This window comes from Kitasatospora sp. NPDC057198 (genome assembly GCF_042670125.1).
GTDB lineage: Bacteria > Actinomycetota > Actinomycetes > Streptomycetales > Streptomycetaceae > Kitasatospora.
On the sequence record NZ_JBHUWH010000037.1, the window covers coordinates 15,546 to 30,787 of the forward strand.

At 72.7% G+C, this 15,242-nt stretch carries 14 protein-coding genes; 1 reads left to right on the forward strand and 13 read right to left on the reverse strand.

The window, feature by feature from the left end; all coding sequences use genetic code 11:
• The first annotated feature begins 395 nt into the window (after positions 1-395).
• The gene (locus ACFUEL_RS07035) at positions 396-1,070 is read left to right on the forward strand and encodes a hypothetical protein (RefSeq protein ID WP_380235017.1); all 675 of its coding nucleotides are present in this window, start codon (positions 396-398) and stop codon (positions 1,068-1,070) included.
• A gap of 111 nt (positions 1,071-1,181) precedes the next feature.
• On the opposite strand, the gene ACFUEL_RS07040 is transcribed toward ACFUEL_RS07035, so the two are convergent.
• The 13 genes from ACFUEL_RS07040 to ACFUEL_RS07100 form a co-directional block, all read right to left on the reverse strand.
• Entirely contained in the window at positions 1,182-1,703 is a 522-nt protein-coding gene (locus ACFUEL_RS07040; RefSeq protein WP_380235005.1) for a hypothetical protein, read from the reverse strand.
• Between the two features lie 333 nt (positions 1,704-2,036).
• Positions 2,037-2,720, reverse strand: a complete 684-nt coding sequence (locus tag ACFUEL_RS07045) for a ribonuclease HII (protein WP_380235006.1) — start codon at positions 2,718-2,720, stop codon at positions 2,037-2,039.
• A 179-nt stretch (positions 2,721-2,899) separates the two neighbouring features.
• Entirely contained in the window at positions 2,900-5,980 is a 3,081-nt protein-coding gene (locus ACFUEL_RS07050; RefSeq protein ID WP_380235018.1) for an Ig-like domain-containing protein, read from the reverse strand.
• A gap of 219 nt (positions 5,981-6,199) precedes the next feature.
• On the reverse strand, positions 6,200-7,174 hold the full coding sequence (locus ACFUEL_RS07055; RefSeq protein ID WP_380235007.1) for a carbohydrate ABC transporter permease: 975 nt from the start codon (positions 7,172-7,174) through the stop codon (positions 6,200-6,202).
• Positions 7,171-8,196, reverse strand: a complete 1,026-nt coding sequence (locus tag ACFUEL_RS07060; protein ID WP_380235008.1) for a carbohydrate ABC transporter permease — start codon at positions 8,194-8,196, stop codon at positions 7,171-7,173. Before ACFUEL_RS07060 ends, ACFUEL_RS07055 begins: the two co-directional genes overlap by 4 nt.
• A gap of 69 nt (positions 8,197-8,265) precedes the next feature.
• The gene (locus ACFUEL_RS07065; RefSeq protein ID WP_380235009.1) at positions 8,266-9,642 is read right to left on the reverse strand and encodes an ABC transporter substrate-binding protein; all 1,377 of its coding nucleotides are present in this window, start codon (positions 9,640-9,642) and stop codon (positions 8,266-8,268) included.
• A 183-nt stretch (positions 9,643-9,825) separates the two neighbouring features.
• Positions 9,826-10,392 (reverse strand): Clp protease N-terminal domain-containing protein, encoded by a 567-nt coding sequence (locus ACFUEL_RS07070; RefSeq protein ID WP_380235010.1) that lies wholly within the window; start codon positions 10,390-10,392, stop codon positions 9,826-9,828.
• A gap of 1 nt (position 10,393) precedes the next feature.
• On the reverse strand, positions 10,394-10,624 hold the full coding sequence (locus ACFUEL_RS07075) for an RNA polymerase subunit sigma-70 (RefSeq protein ID WP_380235011.1): 231 nt from the start codon (positions 10,622-10,624) through the stop codon (positions 10,394-10,396).
• Between the two features lie 172 nt (positions 10,625-10,796).
• The gene (locus ACFUEL_RS07080) at positions 10,797-11,555 is read right to left on the reverse strand and encodes an SDR family oxidoreductase (protein WP_380235012.1); all 759 of its coding nucleotides are present in this window, start codon (positions 11,553-11,555) and stop codon (positions 10,797-10,799) included.
• Between the two features lie 172 nt (positions 11,556-11,727).
• On the reverse strand, positions 11,728-12,474 hold the full coding sequence (locus ACFUEL_RS07085; RefSeq protein WP_380235013.1) for a hypothetical protein: 747 nt from the start codon (positions 12,472-12,474) through the stop codon (positions 11,728-11,730).
• A gap of 43 nt (positions 12,475-12,517) precedes the next feature.
• Positions 12,518-12,943 carry a hypothetical protein gene (locus ACFUEL_RS07090; protein ID WP_380235014.1) on the reverse strand — a complete coding sequence of 142 codons (426 nt, stop codon included), beginning with the start codon at positions 12,941-12,943 and terminating at the stop codon, positions 12,518-12,520.
• 119 nt (positions 12,944-13,062) lie between these two features.
• Positions 13,063-13,758 carry a hypothetical protein gene (locus ACFUEL_RS07095; RefSeq protein ID WP_380235015.1) on the reverse strand — a complete coding sequence of 232 codons (696 nt, stop codon included), beginning with the start codon at positions 13,756-13,758 and terminating at the stop codon, positions 13,063-13,065.
• A gap of 221 nt (positions 13,759-13,979) precedes the next feature.
• Positions 13,980-15,107, reverse strand: coding sequence for a hypothetical protein (locus ACFUEL_RS07100; RefSeq protein WP_380235016.1), 1,128 nt, complete (start codon positions 15,105-15,107; stop codon positions 13,980-13,982).
• Between the last annotated feature and the right edge of the window lie 135 nt (positions 15,108-15,242).

The following is a 15,242-nucleotide window of genomic DNA, read 5'->3' on the forward strand; positions in this document are numbered from 1 at the left end:
CGAGCGGAGCGGCCCTCGTGGCGGGGCGGGCACCTGGCGCGGGGCGGGCCGCCGGTGTGCCGGCCCGTCGTGCGGCCGGTGCGGTGGCTGGAAAGCTGTGGGCCCCGGTGGTTCGGCAGGGGCGGCGCGCACGGGCGCGGGGCGGGGCGTACACCGGAACGTTTCGGGCCGTACACCCTGTGCTCACCGACCGGTCAGCCGAATGGCCCCGTCGAGGGGGTGGAACATATCCGGCAGAAGCACGGATTTCGGGCCGCGTTCGTCATTTCATCATTGCCGCTCGGAGTGCTCTCCACCGAGAATTGGAAGGTATCCAGTGCCCGGTCCGTCGGACCCGGTCTTCGGCGTACGCTCGCGCACCCCAGGGGGCGCGGGGCCCGGGAAGGAGGATCGTGATCAACGGCATCGACCGAGGTCCTTCCCGATACGACAGCCACCGGAGCATCACCCTGCCGGAGTGGCGGGGCCACGGCGTGCCCCTGCTGCGGGCGCCCCGCGAGTTCGTCACCGAACTGCACCAGCGGCACCTCCCGCAGCCGGGCACCACGGTGGTCGCGGTGCTGAACGCCGAGCACCGGGTGGTGGCGTCCGCCTCGTTCGGCACCCGGCCGCAGTTCAGCGACGGGTGGGACCACCGCAACGCGCTGCTCGGCCATCTGCGGCGGATCACTCCGCACGACCTGAAGCGCCGCAGCCCCAGCCGCACCGCCGTCCTGCTGCGCTGCCGGGAGGGCGGCCCGGACTGGACCGAGCAGGACGGCGCCTGGATGTGGGCGCTGCGCGCCGCCGCCGAACTGCACGGGCTGCGCTGCGGTTCCTACCTGACGCTCACCCCGGCGGGCTGGCAGTCCCTCGGCGACGGCCGGCGCGGGCGCAACCCGCACTCCGGATCGTGGACGCTCGGTCCGATCCACACCGTCACCGAACTGCCGCCGCGCGCGCCCCGCGGTACGCCCGGAGCGCCGCCGGAGCGGCAGCAGCCGGTCGCCCCGGTCACCTCGCTGAGCGCGGTCCGCGCCCTGGAGGGCAGCCACGACGACCGGACCGTCCGCCGCACCGCCGCCCGCTGACCGGCCCCGCCCGCAGCGCCGTCGGGCACCGCGGGCGGACAGCCGGAAGAGAACGGCCCGGAGCGTTCGGGCGGCCCGGAGCGTTCTGGCGGCCCGGAGCGTTCGGGCGGGTCAGGCGAACAGCGGGGCGACGGTGTCCGTCCCGCCGCAGACCACCAGGAGCTTCGCGGCCCGCTCCAGCGCCTTGCGCGCCGCGGCGGCCACCCGCTCCGAGCGGTCCTCGTTGACCACCAGGACCACCACGTCCCGGCGGAGCGGACGCGCGGTGGCGGCGTCGGCGTAGAACACGTCGCCGCCGTCGGCGAGCTGCGCCCAGTAGCGTTCCTCGCCGAAGCTGAGCTCGTGCTCCTGCCAGGGGTGCGCCCCACCGACCGTCAGGACCAGCACGTCGCCGGGGCGGCGGCCGGACTCCAGCAGTGCGTCGACCGCCTCGTCGGCACGGTCGATCGCCTCGGCTGCGGCGGCGGGCAGGAGTTGGACGTCCGGACGTCCGGGGCGCGGCGCGGGGCCGGGCTTGGGTCGGGCCGGGGGCCGCGGGCCGGGGACCGGACGGTCGGCACGGGGCGGTGTGGGGCGCGGCGGGCCGGGGCGGGGGCCCGGGACCGGAGCGGCGACGGCGGTGGAGGAAGGCATACGGGGGGCAGGTGCGTCCGACTTGTGGGGAAGGGGAACGCCGGGGCCCGGGATCGTCTCGTGAATCTCCGGCTCCTCGGGGAAGACAGGCATACCCGGATTCCTATCAAACGCCGGTCGGATGCGCACGGGCACCCCACCACTTGGGAGTGTGACGTGCCGCGCGCACGGCGGCGGTGACGCCCGGGTGACCGGTGGACGAATGCTGACGAACCGTCAGGAACCGGGGCCGAAGGGGCCGCTCACGGGATGCGGAACGGCTCCGCGCGCCCAGCGAACGCTCAGGGAAGCGGTCGGGGAAGCGGTCGGGGAAGCGGCCCGGGGCGCGCGGTCTCAGAAGCCCAGCGAGAGCTGCTCGCCGGTGTCGGCCGCGGTGCGCTGCCGCTTGAGGTGGCTCCAGCGCGGCAGGGCGTCCAGGTAGGACCAGGAGAGCCGGTGGTGCTCGGTGGGGCCGAGTTCCTCCAGGGCGGCGCGGTGCGTCGGCGACGGGTAGCCGGCGTTCTCCCCGAAGGCGAACGCCGGGTGGTCCGCGCCGAGTTCGGCCATCAGCGCGTCCCGGCGGACCTTGGCCAGCACCGAGGCGGCGGAGACGCAGACGCAGGACTGGTCGCCCTTGATCACGGTGCGGACCTTCCAGGGACCGCCCAGGTAGTCGTGCTTGCCGTCCAGGATCACCGCGTCCGGCCGCACCGGCAGTTCCTCCAGGGCGCGCAGGGCGGCCAGTCGGAGCGCGGCGGTCATCCCGAGCTCGTCGCACTCGCGGGCCGAGGCCGACCCGATCGCGTACGCCGTCACCCACTGCTCCAGGACCGGGGCGAGCGCGTCGCGGCGCCGCTCGGTGAGCAGCTTGGAGTCGGTCAGCCCCTCCGGCGGGCGGCGCAGCCCGGTGACGGCGGCGCCGACCATGACCGGCCCGGCCCAGGCGCCCCGGCCGACCTCGTCCAGCCCGGCCACCACCCGGGCGCCGGACTGGTGCAGGGAGCGCTCCACCGCGTGGGTCGGGGGGTCGTACGGCATCGGGAGGGGTCCGTTCACTGGGGCGGGGCGGGTGGGGGTCTCGGTTCCCTCAGCGTACGCCGCCGCGCCGGTGCCCCCGCCCGGACGGCCGGGGCGGCCCGGACCACGGGGTTGCGTGGCCCGGACCGCCCCGGAGGTGCGTCACCCGGAGGTGCGTCACCCGGAGGTGTTCAGCGGTTTCAGTAGGTGCCGTACAGCGAGTAGACCAGGTTGTCCTTCACGGCGGTGCCGAAGGCGGCCGGGAAGGTGCCGAACGGGACGGACGCGCTGCTGTAGACGCCCGAGCCGGCCGGGCCGGAGCTGTAGTGCATGTTGTTGACGGTGGAGCTGGTGCCGTTCGAGTTGTAGATCACCCAGTAGGTGGTGCCGGCCGCCAGGGTGTAGCTGATCGGCGCGCTGTTCCAGGAGTTGGCGCTCAGCGTGCCGACCGAGCTGGTGGCCAGCAGGGCGTCGGGCGAGCCGGCGTTGTCGCTGTAGATCGCGATCTGGAACTGGTTGTTGGGTGCCGCGCTGATCTGCCCGGTGTGCACGTTGAGCGAGGTCAGGGCGATGGCGGAGGCTCCGGTGGTGATCCTGGAGCCGTTGAGGTGGTTGGAGTCGGTGTCGTCGAGCTGGCTGCCGACGGCGTTGTTGCCGATGGTCTGCGGCGGCGCGCCCGCCGTGGTGAAGGCCGCGGTGTAGGCCGCGGTCTGGGTGTTGCCCGCCAGGTCCTTCACGTTGGCGACGCTCAGCGTGTAGCCGGTGCTGAGCGAGAGCGCGGAGGTCGGGGTGAAGGTGGCGGTGTTGGTGGCCGCGTCCAGGGTGACGGTGCCGGGCACCGCGGTGGCGCCGGCGGTGGTCTTCAGGGTGACGTTGGTGCCGTTGACGGTGCTCGCCTGGACGGGCTCGCTGAAGGACGCCTTGACCGGGGCGGTGGCCTGGACGCCGGTGGCGCCGTTGGCCGGCACCGAGCCGGTGACGGTCGGCGCGGTGGTGTCGGTGCCGTACGTCGCGGTGTAGGAGCCGACGTTGCCGTCGAAGAAGGCGTACGCGATGCCGTGGATGGTCTCGATCCGGTAGCTGACGCTGCTGGTGCCCCGCTTGACGCCGGTGAGCGTGCCGGAGGCCGAGTTGACCGGGACCATCGCGCGCAGGCCGTTGGCGCCGCCGGTGATGCTGAAGCCGAGCGTGCTGCCGCTCCAGGCCATGCCAGAGAACGCGGAACCGTTGCGGGCGTCCAGCCAGTTGAGCAGCTGGCGGCCGGAGACGACCGGGGCGCCGTGCGCCTTGGCCGAGGCGATGACCTGGTCGGAGGCGGTGGAGGCGGCGTAGTCGGTGTGGATGTTGGCGGTCAGGACGGTGTAGTAGCCCTTGGAGTTGTAGGCGTTGTCCAGCAGCGTGTTGACGGTGGAGGGCATGGACTGCCCGGACTCGTCGGTGAGCTGGGTGGTGGCCTGGTACTCGTTGATGGTGCTGCCGTCGCTGTCCGCGTACTTCATCGGCAGGCCGGTGCCGTTGAAGTAGCCGGGCCGGTCCTGCACGAAGCTGGACGGGTAGTAGTAGTAGTCGGTGTCCAGCCGGATGCCGTTGGCGAGCTTGGTCTTGGCCTGGGTCGCCCAGTCGTCCCACTCGACGCAGTGGGTGCGGGTGCTGTCCGGGTTGGGCAGCGAGGCGTACTTGGTCTTCCAGGCGCCGATCTGGGCCGCGTAGATGTTCTGCAGGTCGGTGGGGGTGCCCCACGGGGTGCAGTTGGTGGTGACGTGCACGCCGATCTCGAAGCCCTGGTCGGAGTACGCCTTGGCCTGGGCGTCGGTCATCGGGTCGTCGGTGTAGATGTAGGAGGAGGCGCGCACGCACTCCCAGTTGGCGACGTTGCAGCCGACCGGGCTCTGCGCGACGTAGCCGTCGAAGCGTCCGCTGGTGCCGCCGATGCCGTGGTCGTCACCGGTCATCACCACGACCGCCTTGACGTCCCGCGGGAAGTACCAGAACTTCGGCAGCGGCTTCTTGCCCGCGTCCATGGTGGTGATCAGGTTGGCGAGCAGGCGCTGCTGCTCGTCGGCGATCGGGATCTGCGCCTTGTCGAGGTTGTTCCAGTTGAGCTGTCCGCCGGTGCCGAAGAACATCTCGCTGGCCTCGATGCCGTCGACGTTGTCGCGCTGCTGGCCGCCCCAGGCGGCGTTGCCCTGGCGGGTCTGCACGACGGACTTGGCGAGGTCGTAGGTGAACGCGGCGGCCTGGCCGGTGCCGGCGGTGCGCAGCGTGACGGCGGGGTTGGCGGTGGCCACGGCGGTGTCGCTGTAGAGGGTGGCGACGGCGGTGGCGCCGTTGAGGGTGTACTTGTCGGCGGTGCCGTGGAAGCCGATGGTGTCGGAGGTCAGTCCGGTGCCGGGCGCCGCGGTGGTGTCGATCTTCAGGTAGCTGTCGGCCAGCGTGTCGGTGGTGGCGGTGAGGCCGAGCAGCCCGGCGAGCTGCTTGTCGGGCCGCATCGCGACCAGCCGTCCGCCGCCGTTCACCCAGGTGCTGAACATGGTGGTCTGGGCGGCCGTCAGCTGGTTCTCCGCCAGCAGCACCACGTCGTACGAGTTGAGCGTGGTCGCGGTGACGGTGCTCAGGTCGGCGGTCTTGTAGTAGTTCAGGCCCTCGGCCTTGAGGATCTCGCCGTAGTACGCGGTGTACGGGTTGGCCGGGTTGGTGACCAGCAGGATCGGGCCCTCGTTGCCGGGGCCGCTGCCGGGCGTGCCGCCACCGCCGCCGGACGGGGTGTAGGTGGCGTAGATCGAGTAGTTGAGGCTGCCGGTGGAGACGGCGCCGAAGCTGCTGGGCCAGGTGCCGAAGGCGGTGCCGCCGGTGGAGTAGCCGCTCTGGCCGCCGGTGGAGTAGTTCAGGTTGTTGACCGCGGCGGAGACGCCGTTGGAGTTGTACGCCAGCCAGTAGGGCGTGTTCGGCGCGAGCGTCGCGGCGACCGGCAGGGTGTTCCAGGTGTGCGCGGTGAGCGTGCCGGAGGCGGAGGAGCCGAGCAGCGGGCCGGGCTTGCCGGCCACGTCGCCGTAGACCGCGACCTGGTACTGGTCGTTGGGCGTGGCGCCGACGGCGCCGACGTACACGCTGACGCTGTTGACGGTGCCGCCGCCGGCACCGGTCACGAAGCGCGAGGTGTTGATGTAGTTCGAGTCACCGGAGTCGGTGGCGGTGCCGGTGGTGTTGTTGCCGAGGACGGCGGTGGTGTCCGCGTGTGCCGCGGGCGCCACCATCAGTCCGCCGGCCGCGAGCAGGCCCACGAGCAACCCGGCGATTCGTTTTCTGATCCTCACGCCAACCCCCCAAGGTCGGATGACCGGATGAACGGCAGAAGTGCCGCCCTCCGTCCTACCGGCTCCGACCCCGGCGCGTCCGCAGAACCCTCACATCACAGCCACGACTTCCGGCCAACTAGGACGCGAACGCTCCGCATCCGACCAGTCTGTCCGCGCACGTTCAAGAAACCCCGGCCGCCCGGCTCACCCCTTGACCGACCCGGCCAACAGCCCGCGGACGAAGTACCGCTGCAGGGCGAAGAACACCGCCAGCGGGACGATCATCGACAGGAAGGCGCCCGCACTGAGCAGCTCCCAGTGGCTGCTGTCGGAACCGGACAGCTGGGCCAGCCGCGAGGTGATCGGCGCGACGGTCGGGTTGCCGCCGGCGAAGGTGAGCGCCACCAGCAGGTCGTTCCACACCCAGAGGAACTGGAAGATGGCGAACGAGGCCAGCGCCGGGGCGCTCAGCGGCAGCACGATCGACCGGAAGATCTTGAAGTGCGAGGCGCCGTCCACCACCGCCGCCTCCATCAGGTCGCGCGGCAGCTGGGCGATGAAGTTGTGCAGCAGGAAGATCGCCAGCGGCAGCGCGAACATGGTGTGCGTCAGCCAGACCGGCAGGTAGGTGTCCTTCAGGTTGAGCGCCGGGATCACCGTCACCGACCCGAGGTGCGCGCCGCCGGAGAACAGCCGCAGCAGCGGCACCAGCGACATCTGCAGCGGCACCACCTGCAGCGCGAAGATCACGAAGAAGAGCGTGTCGCTGCCCTTGAACCGCACCCAGGCCAGCGCGTACGCCGCCATCGCGGCCAGCACCAGCGGGAAGACCGTCGCGGGGACGGCGATCGCCACCGAGTTGACCAGGTACGGCGTCAGGCCGCCGGAGGTGCCGAACGAGTTGTCGAACAGCACCGAGCGGTAGTTCTCCAGCCCGAAATCGGGGTGGACGAACGCCTCCCACCAGCCGGAGGAGACCACGTCCTGCTTGGGGCGCAGCGAGGTGACCAGCAGGCCGACGGTCGGGATGGTCCACAGCACCGTGACGGCGATCACCAGAGCACTGGCCAGCGGGGAGCTGAACGCCCGGCGGATCGCCTTGGCCGGCGGCAGGTCGGGGCGGGCCGCCTTGCCGGGCCCGGGGGCGGCGGTCTTGTCGAGGGTGGGCTCGGCGCTCATCGGGTCGCACGCTCCTTGCGCAGCAGGGCGATGTTGTAGACCACCAGGGGGGCCACCGCGAGGAAGAGGATCACCGCGAGGGCGCTGCCGCGGCCGGTGTTGTACTGCTCGAAGCTCTGCGAGTACATCTCGTTGGCCAGCACCTGGGTGCCGAAGTTGCCGCCGGTCATGGTGCGGACGATGTCGAACGCCTTCAGCGTGATGATCATGATGGTGGTGAGCACCACCACCAGCGTGGTGCGGATCATCGGCACGGTGACGTGCAGGAACAGCCGCACCCCCGAGGCGCCGTCGAGCCGGGCCGCCTCGGTGATCTCGTCCGGGATGGCCTTGATCGCGGCGGACAGCACCACCATGGCGAAGCCGGTCTGCACCCAGACCATGACGCCCATCAGCAGGAAGTTGTTCAGCGGCTGGTTCAGGATCCAGTTGGGCGGGTCGTCCCAGCCGACCACGACCGCGAGTTGGCTGAGCAGGCCGACCTGGTTCTGGCCGGCTCCGCGCGACTCGTACACCAGCTTGAAGATGATCGAGGCGGCCACCAGCGAGACCGCCATCGGCATGAAGATCAGCGACTTGTAGACCGACTGCCCGCGCAGCCGGTCGACCAGCAGGGCCAGCAGCAGCCCGAGCCCGGTGGCCGCGATCGGGGCGACCACCAGCCAGAGCAGGGTGTTCAGCAGCACGTCGTGGATCTGCGAACTGGTCGCCGCCCAGCCGTAGTTCTTCCCGCCGACGAACTTCGCGGCGTCGGCGTCGTAGAAGCTCAGGTAGACGGTGCGCAGCAGCGGCACCACCAGGCCGGTGAGCAGCAGGACGGCCGCGGGGCCGAGCATGAGGACGACCGCCAGCGGCCGGGAGAAGCGTCCGGTGGCGCGGCCGGCCGCGAAGAACACCGCGAGCAGCACACCGAGGAAGCCCAGTACGGCGCCCGCGGTGTTGCCGAACTTGATCGCCGCGTCCTGCCACAGCGAGTCGGCGAGGTGGAGCGCCGGCCCGGCGAGCCGGGTGTCGGTGGGCATGCGGAGGATCCTTCCTCGGGGCACGGGAAGGGCAGCGCGGGCGGACCCGCGCTGCCCGGTGGCGTCCGGTTACTGCGGCCAGGCCGCGTCGATGTCGCCCGCGGTCTTCTGGATCGACTGGCCCTCGGCGAACCAGGCGGTCAGCGCCTTCCACTCGGCGCCCGAGCCGACGGCGGCGGGCATCAGGTCGGAGGCGTCGAACCGGAAGGTGGCCGCGGGGTCGGTCAGCGACTCGGCGGAGAGCTTGTCGATCGGGTCGGTGTACAGGCTCTTGTCCACGCCCTGGTTGGCGGAGACCCAGCCCGGGGAGACCTTGACCCGGCTGCTGGCCCACTCGGAGGTGGACAGGTAGTTCTGCACGGCCTGCACCTCGGGCCGGTCGGAGAACGCGGCCAGGAACTCGCCGCCGCCCTCGACCGGGCTCTTGACGTCCGGGTTCACCGCGGGCAGGTGGAAGGCGAAGACGTCGCCGTCCGGCCCGATGTTCGTGCCCTGCGGCCACTGCGCGCGGTAGAAGGACGCCTGCTGGAGCATCGCGCACTTGTTGCTGAGGATGGGGGTGCCGGCGTCCTGGAAGGTGGTGGTGGCGATCGTCTTGACGTCGCCGAAGCCGCCGTTGACCCAGGCCGGGTTCTGCATCCAGTCGGCCACGGTCTTCATCGCGGTGGTGATCTTCTCGTCGGAGAACTTCACCTGGTGGCTGATCCACTGGTCGTAGACGTCGCCGCCGTACGAGCCGAGGACGACCTCCTCCAGCCAGTCGGTGGCGGGCCAGCCGGTGGCGGTGCCGGAGCCGATGCCTCCGCACCAGGGCTTGGTCTCGCCGCCGGCGCGGGCGATCTTGTCGCTGAGCGCGACCAGGTCGGCCCAGGTCTTCGGCACCTCGTACCCGGCGGCCTTGAACGCCTTGGGCGAGTACCAGACCAGCGACTTCATGTTGGCGCTCATCGGCGCCGCGTAGAAGGTGCCGTTGACCGACCCGTACTGCTTCCAGACCGGCGACCACTTGTTCTCGTTCTCGACGGTCTGCTGCGGCGGCTTGACCACCTTGCCGGACTTGACCATCTGGGCGAGCAGGCCGGGCTGCGGGATGATCGCCAGGTCGGGGGCGTTGCCGCCGGCCACCCGGACCGGGAGCTGCGACTCGAAGTCGTTGGAGCCCTCGTAGACGATCTTGATGCCCGTACAGGTGGTGAACTCGGCCCAGGACTTCTCCAGCGAGTCCGACTCCGGGGAGAGGATCGAGGCGTACATCGACACCTTGGTGCCGGAGTGGCCCGCGTACGCCTGGTACTTGGCGCAGTCACCCGTCAAGGCGGCGGCCGATCCGCCGCCCCCGCCCCCGCCGTCCGAGGAGCTGTTCGAGCAGGCGGCTGTCAACGCCAGTGCCAGGACGGCCGGTACGGCGAGCAGCCGACGGCGTCCGGTGGTCACGGGGGTGGTCAATGCGGTCCTCCTTGCCAGGGCATGGACATGCCAGCCGTGAAACAGAACAACACTGCGCTGTACCGGAGATGTGGATCTGTACCCAGCGATCGCTGGCTCAAAGACGTTAACTCACGGGTACCCCCAGGCCAAGGAGCGCGTTCGACCTTCATCGGGCAGCGCCCCAGTTGTGACCACTCCGTGCTATGAGGCCGCCCGCAGGCCGTTCACCAGCGAAACCTCGGTCGCGCGCTCCAGTTCGCCCAGGTCGACGCCCCGGTCGCGCAGCACCCGGACGGCCACCCCGCCGCCCTCGCGGAGCAGGCCGAGCAGCAGGTGGCCGGTCTCGATCCGGCGGGCCCGCTGCCCGGTGGCCGCGCGCAGGGTCAGCACCATCGCCCGGCGGCCGCGCCCGGTGAACCGGGGCCCGCCCCGGCGGGAGCGGCGGGCGGGCGGCGGGGCGTCCAGCGCGCCCGGCCCGAACTCGGACTCGACGGCCTCGCGGACCGCGTCCAGGTCGATGCCGATCGCGGCCAGCGCGGCGGAGTCCCGCTCCGGCTCGGGGCCGCCCAAGGCGCGGAGCACCGCCTGCCGCCCGCCGGCCAGGTCGAGACCGAAGCCGCCGAGCACCCGGGCGGTCGGGTCCTGCGGCTGGGCGAGCAGGCCGAGCAGCAGGTGCTCGGTGCCCAGGTGGTCGTGGCGCATCCGGCGCGCCTCCTCGCCGGCCAGGACGACCGCCCGGCGGGCCTCCGTCGCGAAGCGTTCGAACACTTCAGTCCCCTCCCTGCCCGGCCGTCCGCCGGGCGTGCTTCTTGTGGACGGCCTGCCTGCTGACCCCCAGGCAGACCGCGATCTCGTGCCAGGACCAGCCCCTGCGGCGGGCGTTGCCGACCTGGAGGTCCTCCAGCCGGTCGGCCAGGTCGCGCAGGGCCCGGACGGCGCGCAGGCCGGTGGCCGGGTCGCCGCTGCTCGCGTCGGCCGCGAGCCGTGTCGTCTCGCTCATGATGTCAACATAGGTTGACGCTACGGGCGGTGTCAACCATGGTTGACGCTCGGGGTGCGCGGGCGGGCGGCTCGTGGACGGCGGCGCGCACGGGAAGCGGGTGCGCGGGCGGGCGGAAGGTGCGTGGACCGGCGGCGCACAGGCGGGCGGCGCACGGGCGGACGGCGGCGGGTCAGGCCGGGTAGCGCTGCGCGAGGAACTCGGCGAAGGTGGTCCGGCCCGCCGGGTGCGCGGGCACCAGGTTGCCGCCCGCCCGCAGCGCCCGCCCCACCCCGCCCGGCAGCGGCGCCCGCAGCACCGGGCGGCGGCGGCCCCGGGCCGCCAGGAAGTCCGCCGCCAGCGCCTCCACCGGACGCACCTGCGGCCCGCCGAAGTCGTCCGCCCGCCCGACCGGACCCGCCTCGGCCAGCTGCGCCACCCGCTCCGCGACCTCCCGCACGTCGACCGGCTGGAACGACACCCCGCGCGGCACCAGCAGCACCGGCGCCTTCGACAGGCCGTCCAGCACCCGCGCCACCAGGTCGTGGAACTGGGTGGCCCGCAGCACCGTCCACCCCAGGCCGGACTCCACCACCAGCCGCTCGCACTCCGCCTTCGTCCGGTAGTGGCCGAGCGGCACCCGGTCCACCCCGGCGATCGACACGTACAGCAGGTGCGCGGCCCCGGCGGCCCTGGCCGCCTCCACCAGGCGGCGGGTGGCCACGACGTCCCGCTTGCCGTTGGTGGTCGCGCAGTGCACCACCGTCCCGGCGCCGGACAGCGCCGCCTCCACCCCGCGGCCGGTCACCAGGTCGCCCACCGCCCAGCCGTGCTCCCCCGGCGTGTGCGCCTGCCGGCTCAGCACCCGCACCGGGCACCCCCGCGACAGCAGCCGCCGCACCACCACGCGCCCCAGGGTCCCCGTACCGCCCGTCACGAGTATCGGCCGCATCGCGCTCACCCCTCAGCTCCGCCAGTGCCCCCAGCCTGCCCGCCGCCGCCCGCTCCGGCAGCCCGGCCCACGCAGCCGGGGGAACGCCACCGACCGGATCAGCTTCCGAGACCTCCGGCCAGCCCCTCGGGGGACGGGCCAGGCAGGCAGGGGGCGGCCGCCCGTGGCCGGATCAGAGGTCCTCCGGCCACGGGTAGCCGAGCAGTTCCGCGTACTGGGCGCTGCCGCCGCAGACCTGGGACCACGTGCGCGGATCGGTCGCGGCGATCCGCTCCACCAGCGCTGCGGCCAGCGCCTCCGGGTCACCGGCCGGGACGGTCAGCTCGGCCCTGAACTGCAGGTACGGCTGGTACGGCGGGCCGGCGCTGTCGTCGGGCACGGACGGGTGGTAGAAGATCAGGTCGATCCGGCCGAGTTCCGCACGCGTCGTCCACACCGCCTGGAACTCGCACTCCCAGGCGGCCAGCAGCTTCGGGCGCCGGACCAGCTCCGCCTCCAGCAGGCGGCCGACGCTGCGCGCCGGGGAGTCCCCGACGCGGGCGCCCGCGCGCTCGACCTCGGCCAGGTACTGGCCGGCGTCGAACCGGTACGCGGGCAGGTCGAGGCCCGCGAAGCCCGGGTTGCGCCAGCCCTCCCAGTGCACCGCGCCGCCCTCCCGGCGCACCGTCACGTACAGCGCGCCGCAGCAGGTCTCCTCGCCGCAGCTGCCCCGGTGCAGCCGGATCTCCCGGGGTTCCGGGCCGGGCAGCAACGGGCTGTACGCCCCGAGCAGCGCGGCCGGGGCGGGGCCGATCAGCTGCTGGTCGAAGCCGACCGCCAGCAGGTCCAACCCGTCCACCAGCAGCCGCAGTTCGGTCCGGTCCCGGTCCGGCACGTCCTCGACGCGCAGTTCCAGCCGGCCGGTCGGTGTCTCGTCCATCCGGGCACCGTACGACGCGAACAAGCGGGAGGGGAAAGGGATTTCAGTACTCGCAGTCCTCGGCCAGCTCGTCCCAGGGCAGTTCGGCCAGCCCCGGCACCGCCCCGGCCAGGTCGGTCAGCTCCGGGCCCGGCTGGTACCAGGCCACCACCAGCTGCGAGAAGTCGGCGGCGCCCCGCCTGACCGGGTGGCTGCTGAACAGGCCGACGCAGCGCACCGCGGGCAGCCGTTCCTCCGGGCCCATCCGCCCCTGGTGGCCGCCCTCCGGGAGTTCCCGCACCGGCTCCACCAGGTGCGCCGGGATCGACGGGTAGTACCGCGTGAGCGCACCCCGGAGGTGCTCCACGCTCCAGTCGTTGACCCTTCGGCACGGGTAGCCCTCCAGCATGCCCCCGTACGTGGTGGACATCCGCACCTCGTCGAGGCGGATCGAACGGCCGGAGGACAGCAGCACCTCGGTCAGCAGCATGCCCGGAGGGTACCGGGTCGGCGCCCGCGACCGGGCCCGCTCGCGGTTCACCGGTCGGCGGGGGCGGACGGGGGTCGGCCGGGCGGTCGGCCGGGCGGGCCGGCGGAGCGCCCCGAGCCTCAGCAGGGCTCGCCGCTCCCCCGCGGGTCCCCGGCCGTGAGGCGGGCCAGGAGGCGTTCGGCCTGGTCGGCCGGCTCCTCCCCGGTGACCGCGAGGGACAGCCGGAACTGTCGCCGGGGCCGGTACGGCCCGCCCGCGGACCGGGCGGAGTGCTCCAGGAGGACGGTGATCTGCTCGGGCTCCCCGGGCCGGGCCTCGACCGCGCGCAGTTCGCAGTCCCACCGCCCCGGCCAGTCGGGGTGGGCCCGAAGCCGTTCCCGCAGCAGCCGGGCGACCGTCCGGGCCGGCCACTCCCAACCGCGGTCGGCCGCGGCCCGGCGGAGCTCCGCCGCGTACTGCTCGGCGTCGAAGCGGAACTCCGGCAGCCCGACCCCGTTGTCGGCCGGGTTGCGCCAGCCGCCCCAGACCACCCGGCGCCCCTCGCGCCGGACCGTGAAGCGGAGCGCGCCGCAGCACCCCTCGGTGCACTCGGCCTCGGCGATCAGGACCTCGTGGGGCGCGTCGGTCGCCTCCAGCGGCCCGCCCGGGACCAGCAGGTCGTCCGGGTCGGCGGCCGGGCCCTCGTCGAACGCCCCGGCCAGGACGTCCCGCCCGTCGACGACCGGGCGGCACTCCACCGCCCCGGCGGCCCCGTGGACACCGGCCGGTGGCACGAGGACGCGCAGTTCCAGCAGGTTGTCCGCGGTCGGGTCCATCCCGGCATTGTGCCCCGGCCGGCGGGCCGGGCGACGTGCGCGTCCAGGACGCGAGCGACGGCGGCCCTCCGGCTGCGGACCGTTCGTTCCCGGTACTCCGGAGCGGCATCGGCGGGATGCCCGGTGCACGCCCACGGACCGAGGCGCCTTCGACCGTGTTCCGCCGCGCGCTGCTCCCCCGGCGGTGCGTACCGGCGGAGATCACTTGTTCCTGGCACGGACTATTCCTCGACGTCCGGCAGGCGATCAGGGAACGCACGCAGTCTCAACTGCGGTGCCCGGTGGTCGGCGATCCACCGCATCCGTTTGTCGCCCGCCGCGAGACCCGCGAGGGCGGTCCGGGTCCACTCCTCTTGATCGAGCACCGCGAGGTAGGTCGCCCGGATCGCTTCCTGCTGCTCCGCCGTGCACCCCGCTGTCCGGGGGGATCGCGTGGTGAGGTAGTGGGTGAGCCACGCAACGTCGTAATAGCGCTCGATGGTCGGGCCGAGCGGACCCACGTGACGAGCATGGGCTTCGAGGACCTCTGCCGAGTGGGGGTAGTGGGCGAGGGTCGTCCCCATCCCCTCGCAGTCGCTCATCAGTCGCAGCAGCAGACCGGTGTGGTCGATCAGCTCGCTGTCCGCACCCGGGTCGGCGAGCGCCTCGTGAAGTCTGGAAACCGTGGCCGCCTTGCCGGCGAAGTAGCCGTTGAGGAAGTCGCCGTCGCAGGCTCTGCGAAGCAGCCACGGTCGGGCAGTCGGGCTGTCGAGCCTGCAGAGGGCTTCGACGACGTAGACGCGTCCCCAGCCGGTCACTCGCTCGGCGAGCCAGAGCAGGGCATCGACTCCTCCCGGCTGACGCTCGAGGGCGTGCGCCGCCAGTGGACCGAAGCGGTTGGAAAGCAGCCCGATCGTCTGGATCAGTGGGATGTCTTCGACTGTTCCCGCGGAAGCGACCAGGGCGAGCCCCACCGTGACCGAGCACCGGTCGGTCCCGTGTCGGACCAGCCAGCGGCCTGTTCGGCGGACGCGTTCCCGGTCGGCCCGACCGACCCGGTCGGCGACGGCTGCGATGCGCTCGTTGTAGTGAATGGGGATGTGGACGTCGTGGAAGGCACCGGCCAGTTCACGAGGAAGGGCGGAGGCCCGCGCGAAGTGCGCGTCCAGGATGCGCGCCGCAGCCCTGCCGGCCGAGTGCCGGTCCTGAGGTGCCTCGGGACCTCGTCGCCCGTCGTGCGACGCCGCGTCGGGATACGGCTGCCCGTCGCGCGGAAGCAGCCCCTCCGGAGCCGATCGGTGCAGTCGGAGCGCGTGGTCGAACAGCGCTGTCGGTGATCCGGGCAGTCCTGTCCCGGTCGTCCCGCTCATCGGCGGACGGAGGACTCGATTCTCTTGATCATGCCCATGAGCCTGCCACCACGGCATCCGCCGCACAAGCCTCTCGTACGACGCCCCGTTGCACCGGACGCGACCGGTCGGCGCCGCCGAGGCCGGGGGAGGTGG

Bases quoted from the DNA above. Each gene is read 5' to 3' on its own strand.
- ACFUEL_RS07040 (WP_380235005.1), bottom strand. From the start codon at position 1,703: ATGCCTTCCTCCACCGCCGTCGCCGCTCCGGTCCCGGGCCCCCGCCCC.
- ACFUEL_RS07045 (WP_380235006.1), bottom strand. From the start codon at position 2,720: ATGCCGTACGACCCCCCGACCCACGCGGTGGAGCGCTCCCTGCACCAG.
- ACFUEL_RS07055 (WP_380235007.1), bottom strand. From the start codon at position 7,174: ATGAGCGCCGAGCCCACCCTCGACAAGACCGCCGCCCCCGGGCCCGGC.
- ACFUEL_RS07060 (WP_380235008.1), bottom strand. From the start codon at position 8,196: ATGCCCACCGACACCCGGCTCGCCGGGCCGGCGCTCCACCTCGCCGAC.
- ACFUEL_RS07075 (WP_380235011.1), bottom strand. From the start codon at position 10,624: ATGAGCGAGACGACACGGCTCGCGGCCGACGCGAGCAGCGGCGACCCG.
- ACFUEL_RS07080 (WP_380235012.1), bottom strand. From the start codon at position 11,555: ATGCGGCCGATACTCGTGACGGGCGGTACGGGGACCCTGGGGCGCGTG.
- ACFUEL_RS07085 (WP_380235013.1), bottom strand. From the start codon at position 12,474: ATGGACGAGACACCGACCGGCCGGCTGGAACTGCGCGTCGAGGACGTG.
- ACFUEL_RS07090 (WP_380235014.1), bottom strand. From the start codon at position 12,943: ATGCTGCTGACCGAGGTGCTGCTGTCCTCCGGCCGTTCGATCCGCCTC.
- ACFUEL_RS07095 (WP_380235015.1), bottom strand. From the start codon at position 13,758: ATGGACCCGACCGCGGACAACCTGCTGGAACTGCGCGTCCTCGTGCCA.
- ACFUEL_RS07100 (WP_380235016.1), bottom strand. From the start codon at position 15,107: ATGAGCGGGACGACCGGGACAGGACTGCCCGGATCACCGACAGCGCTG.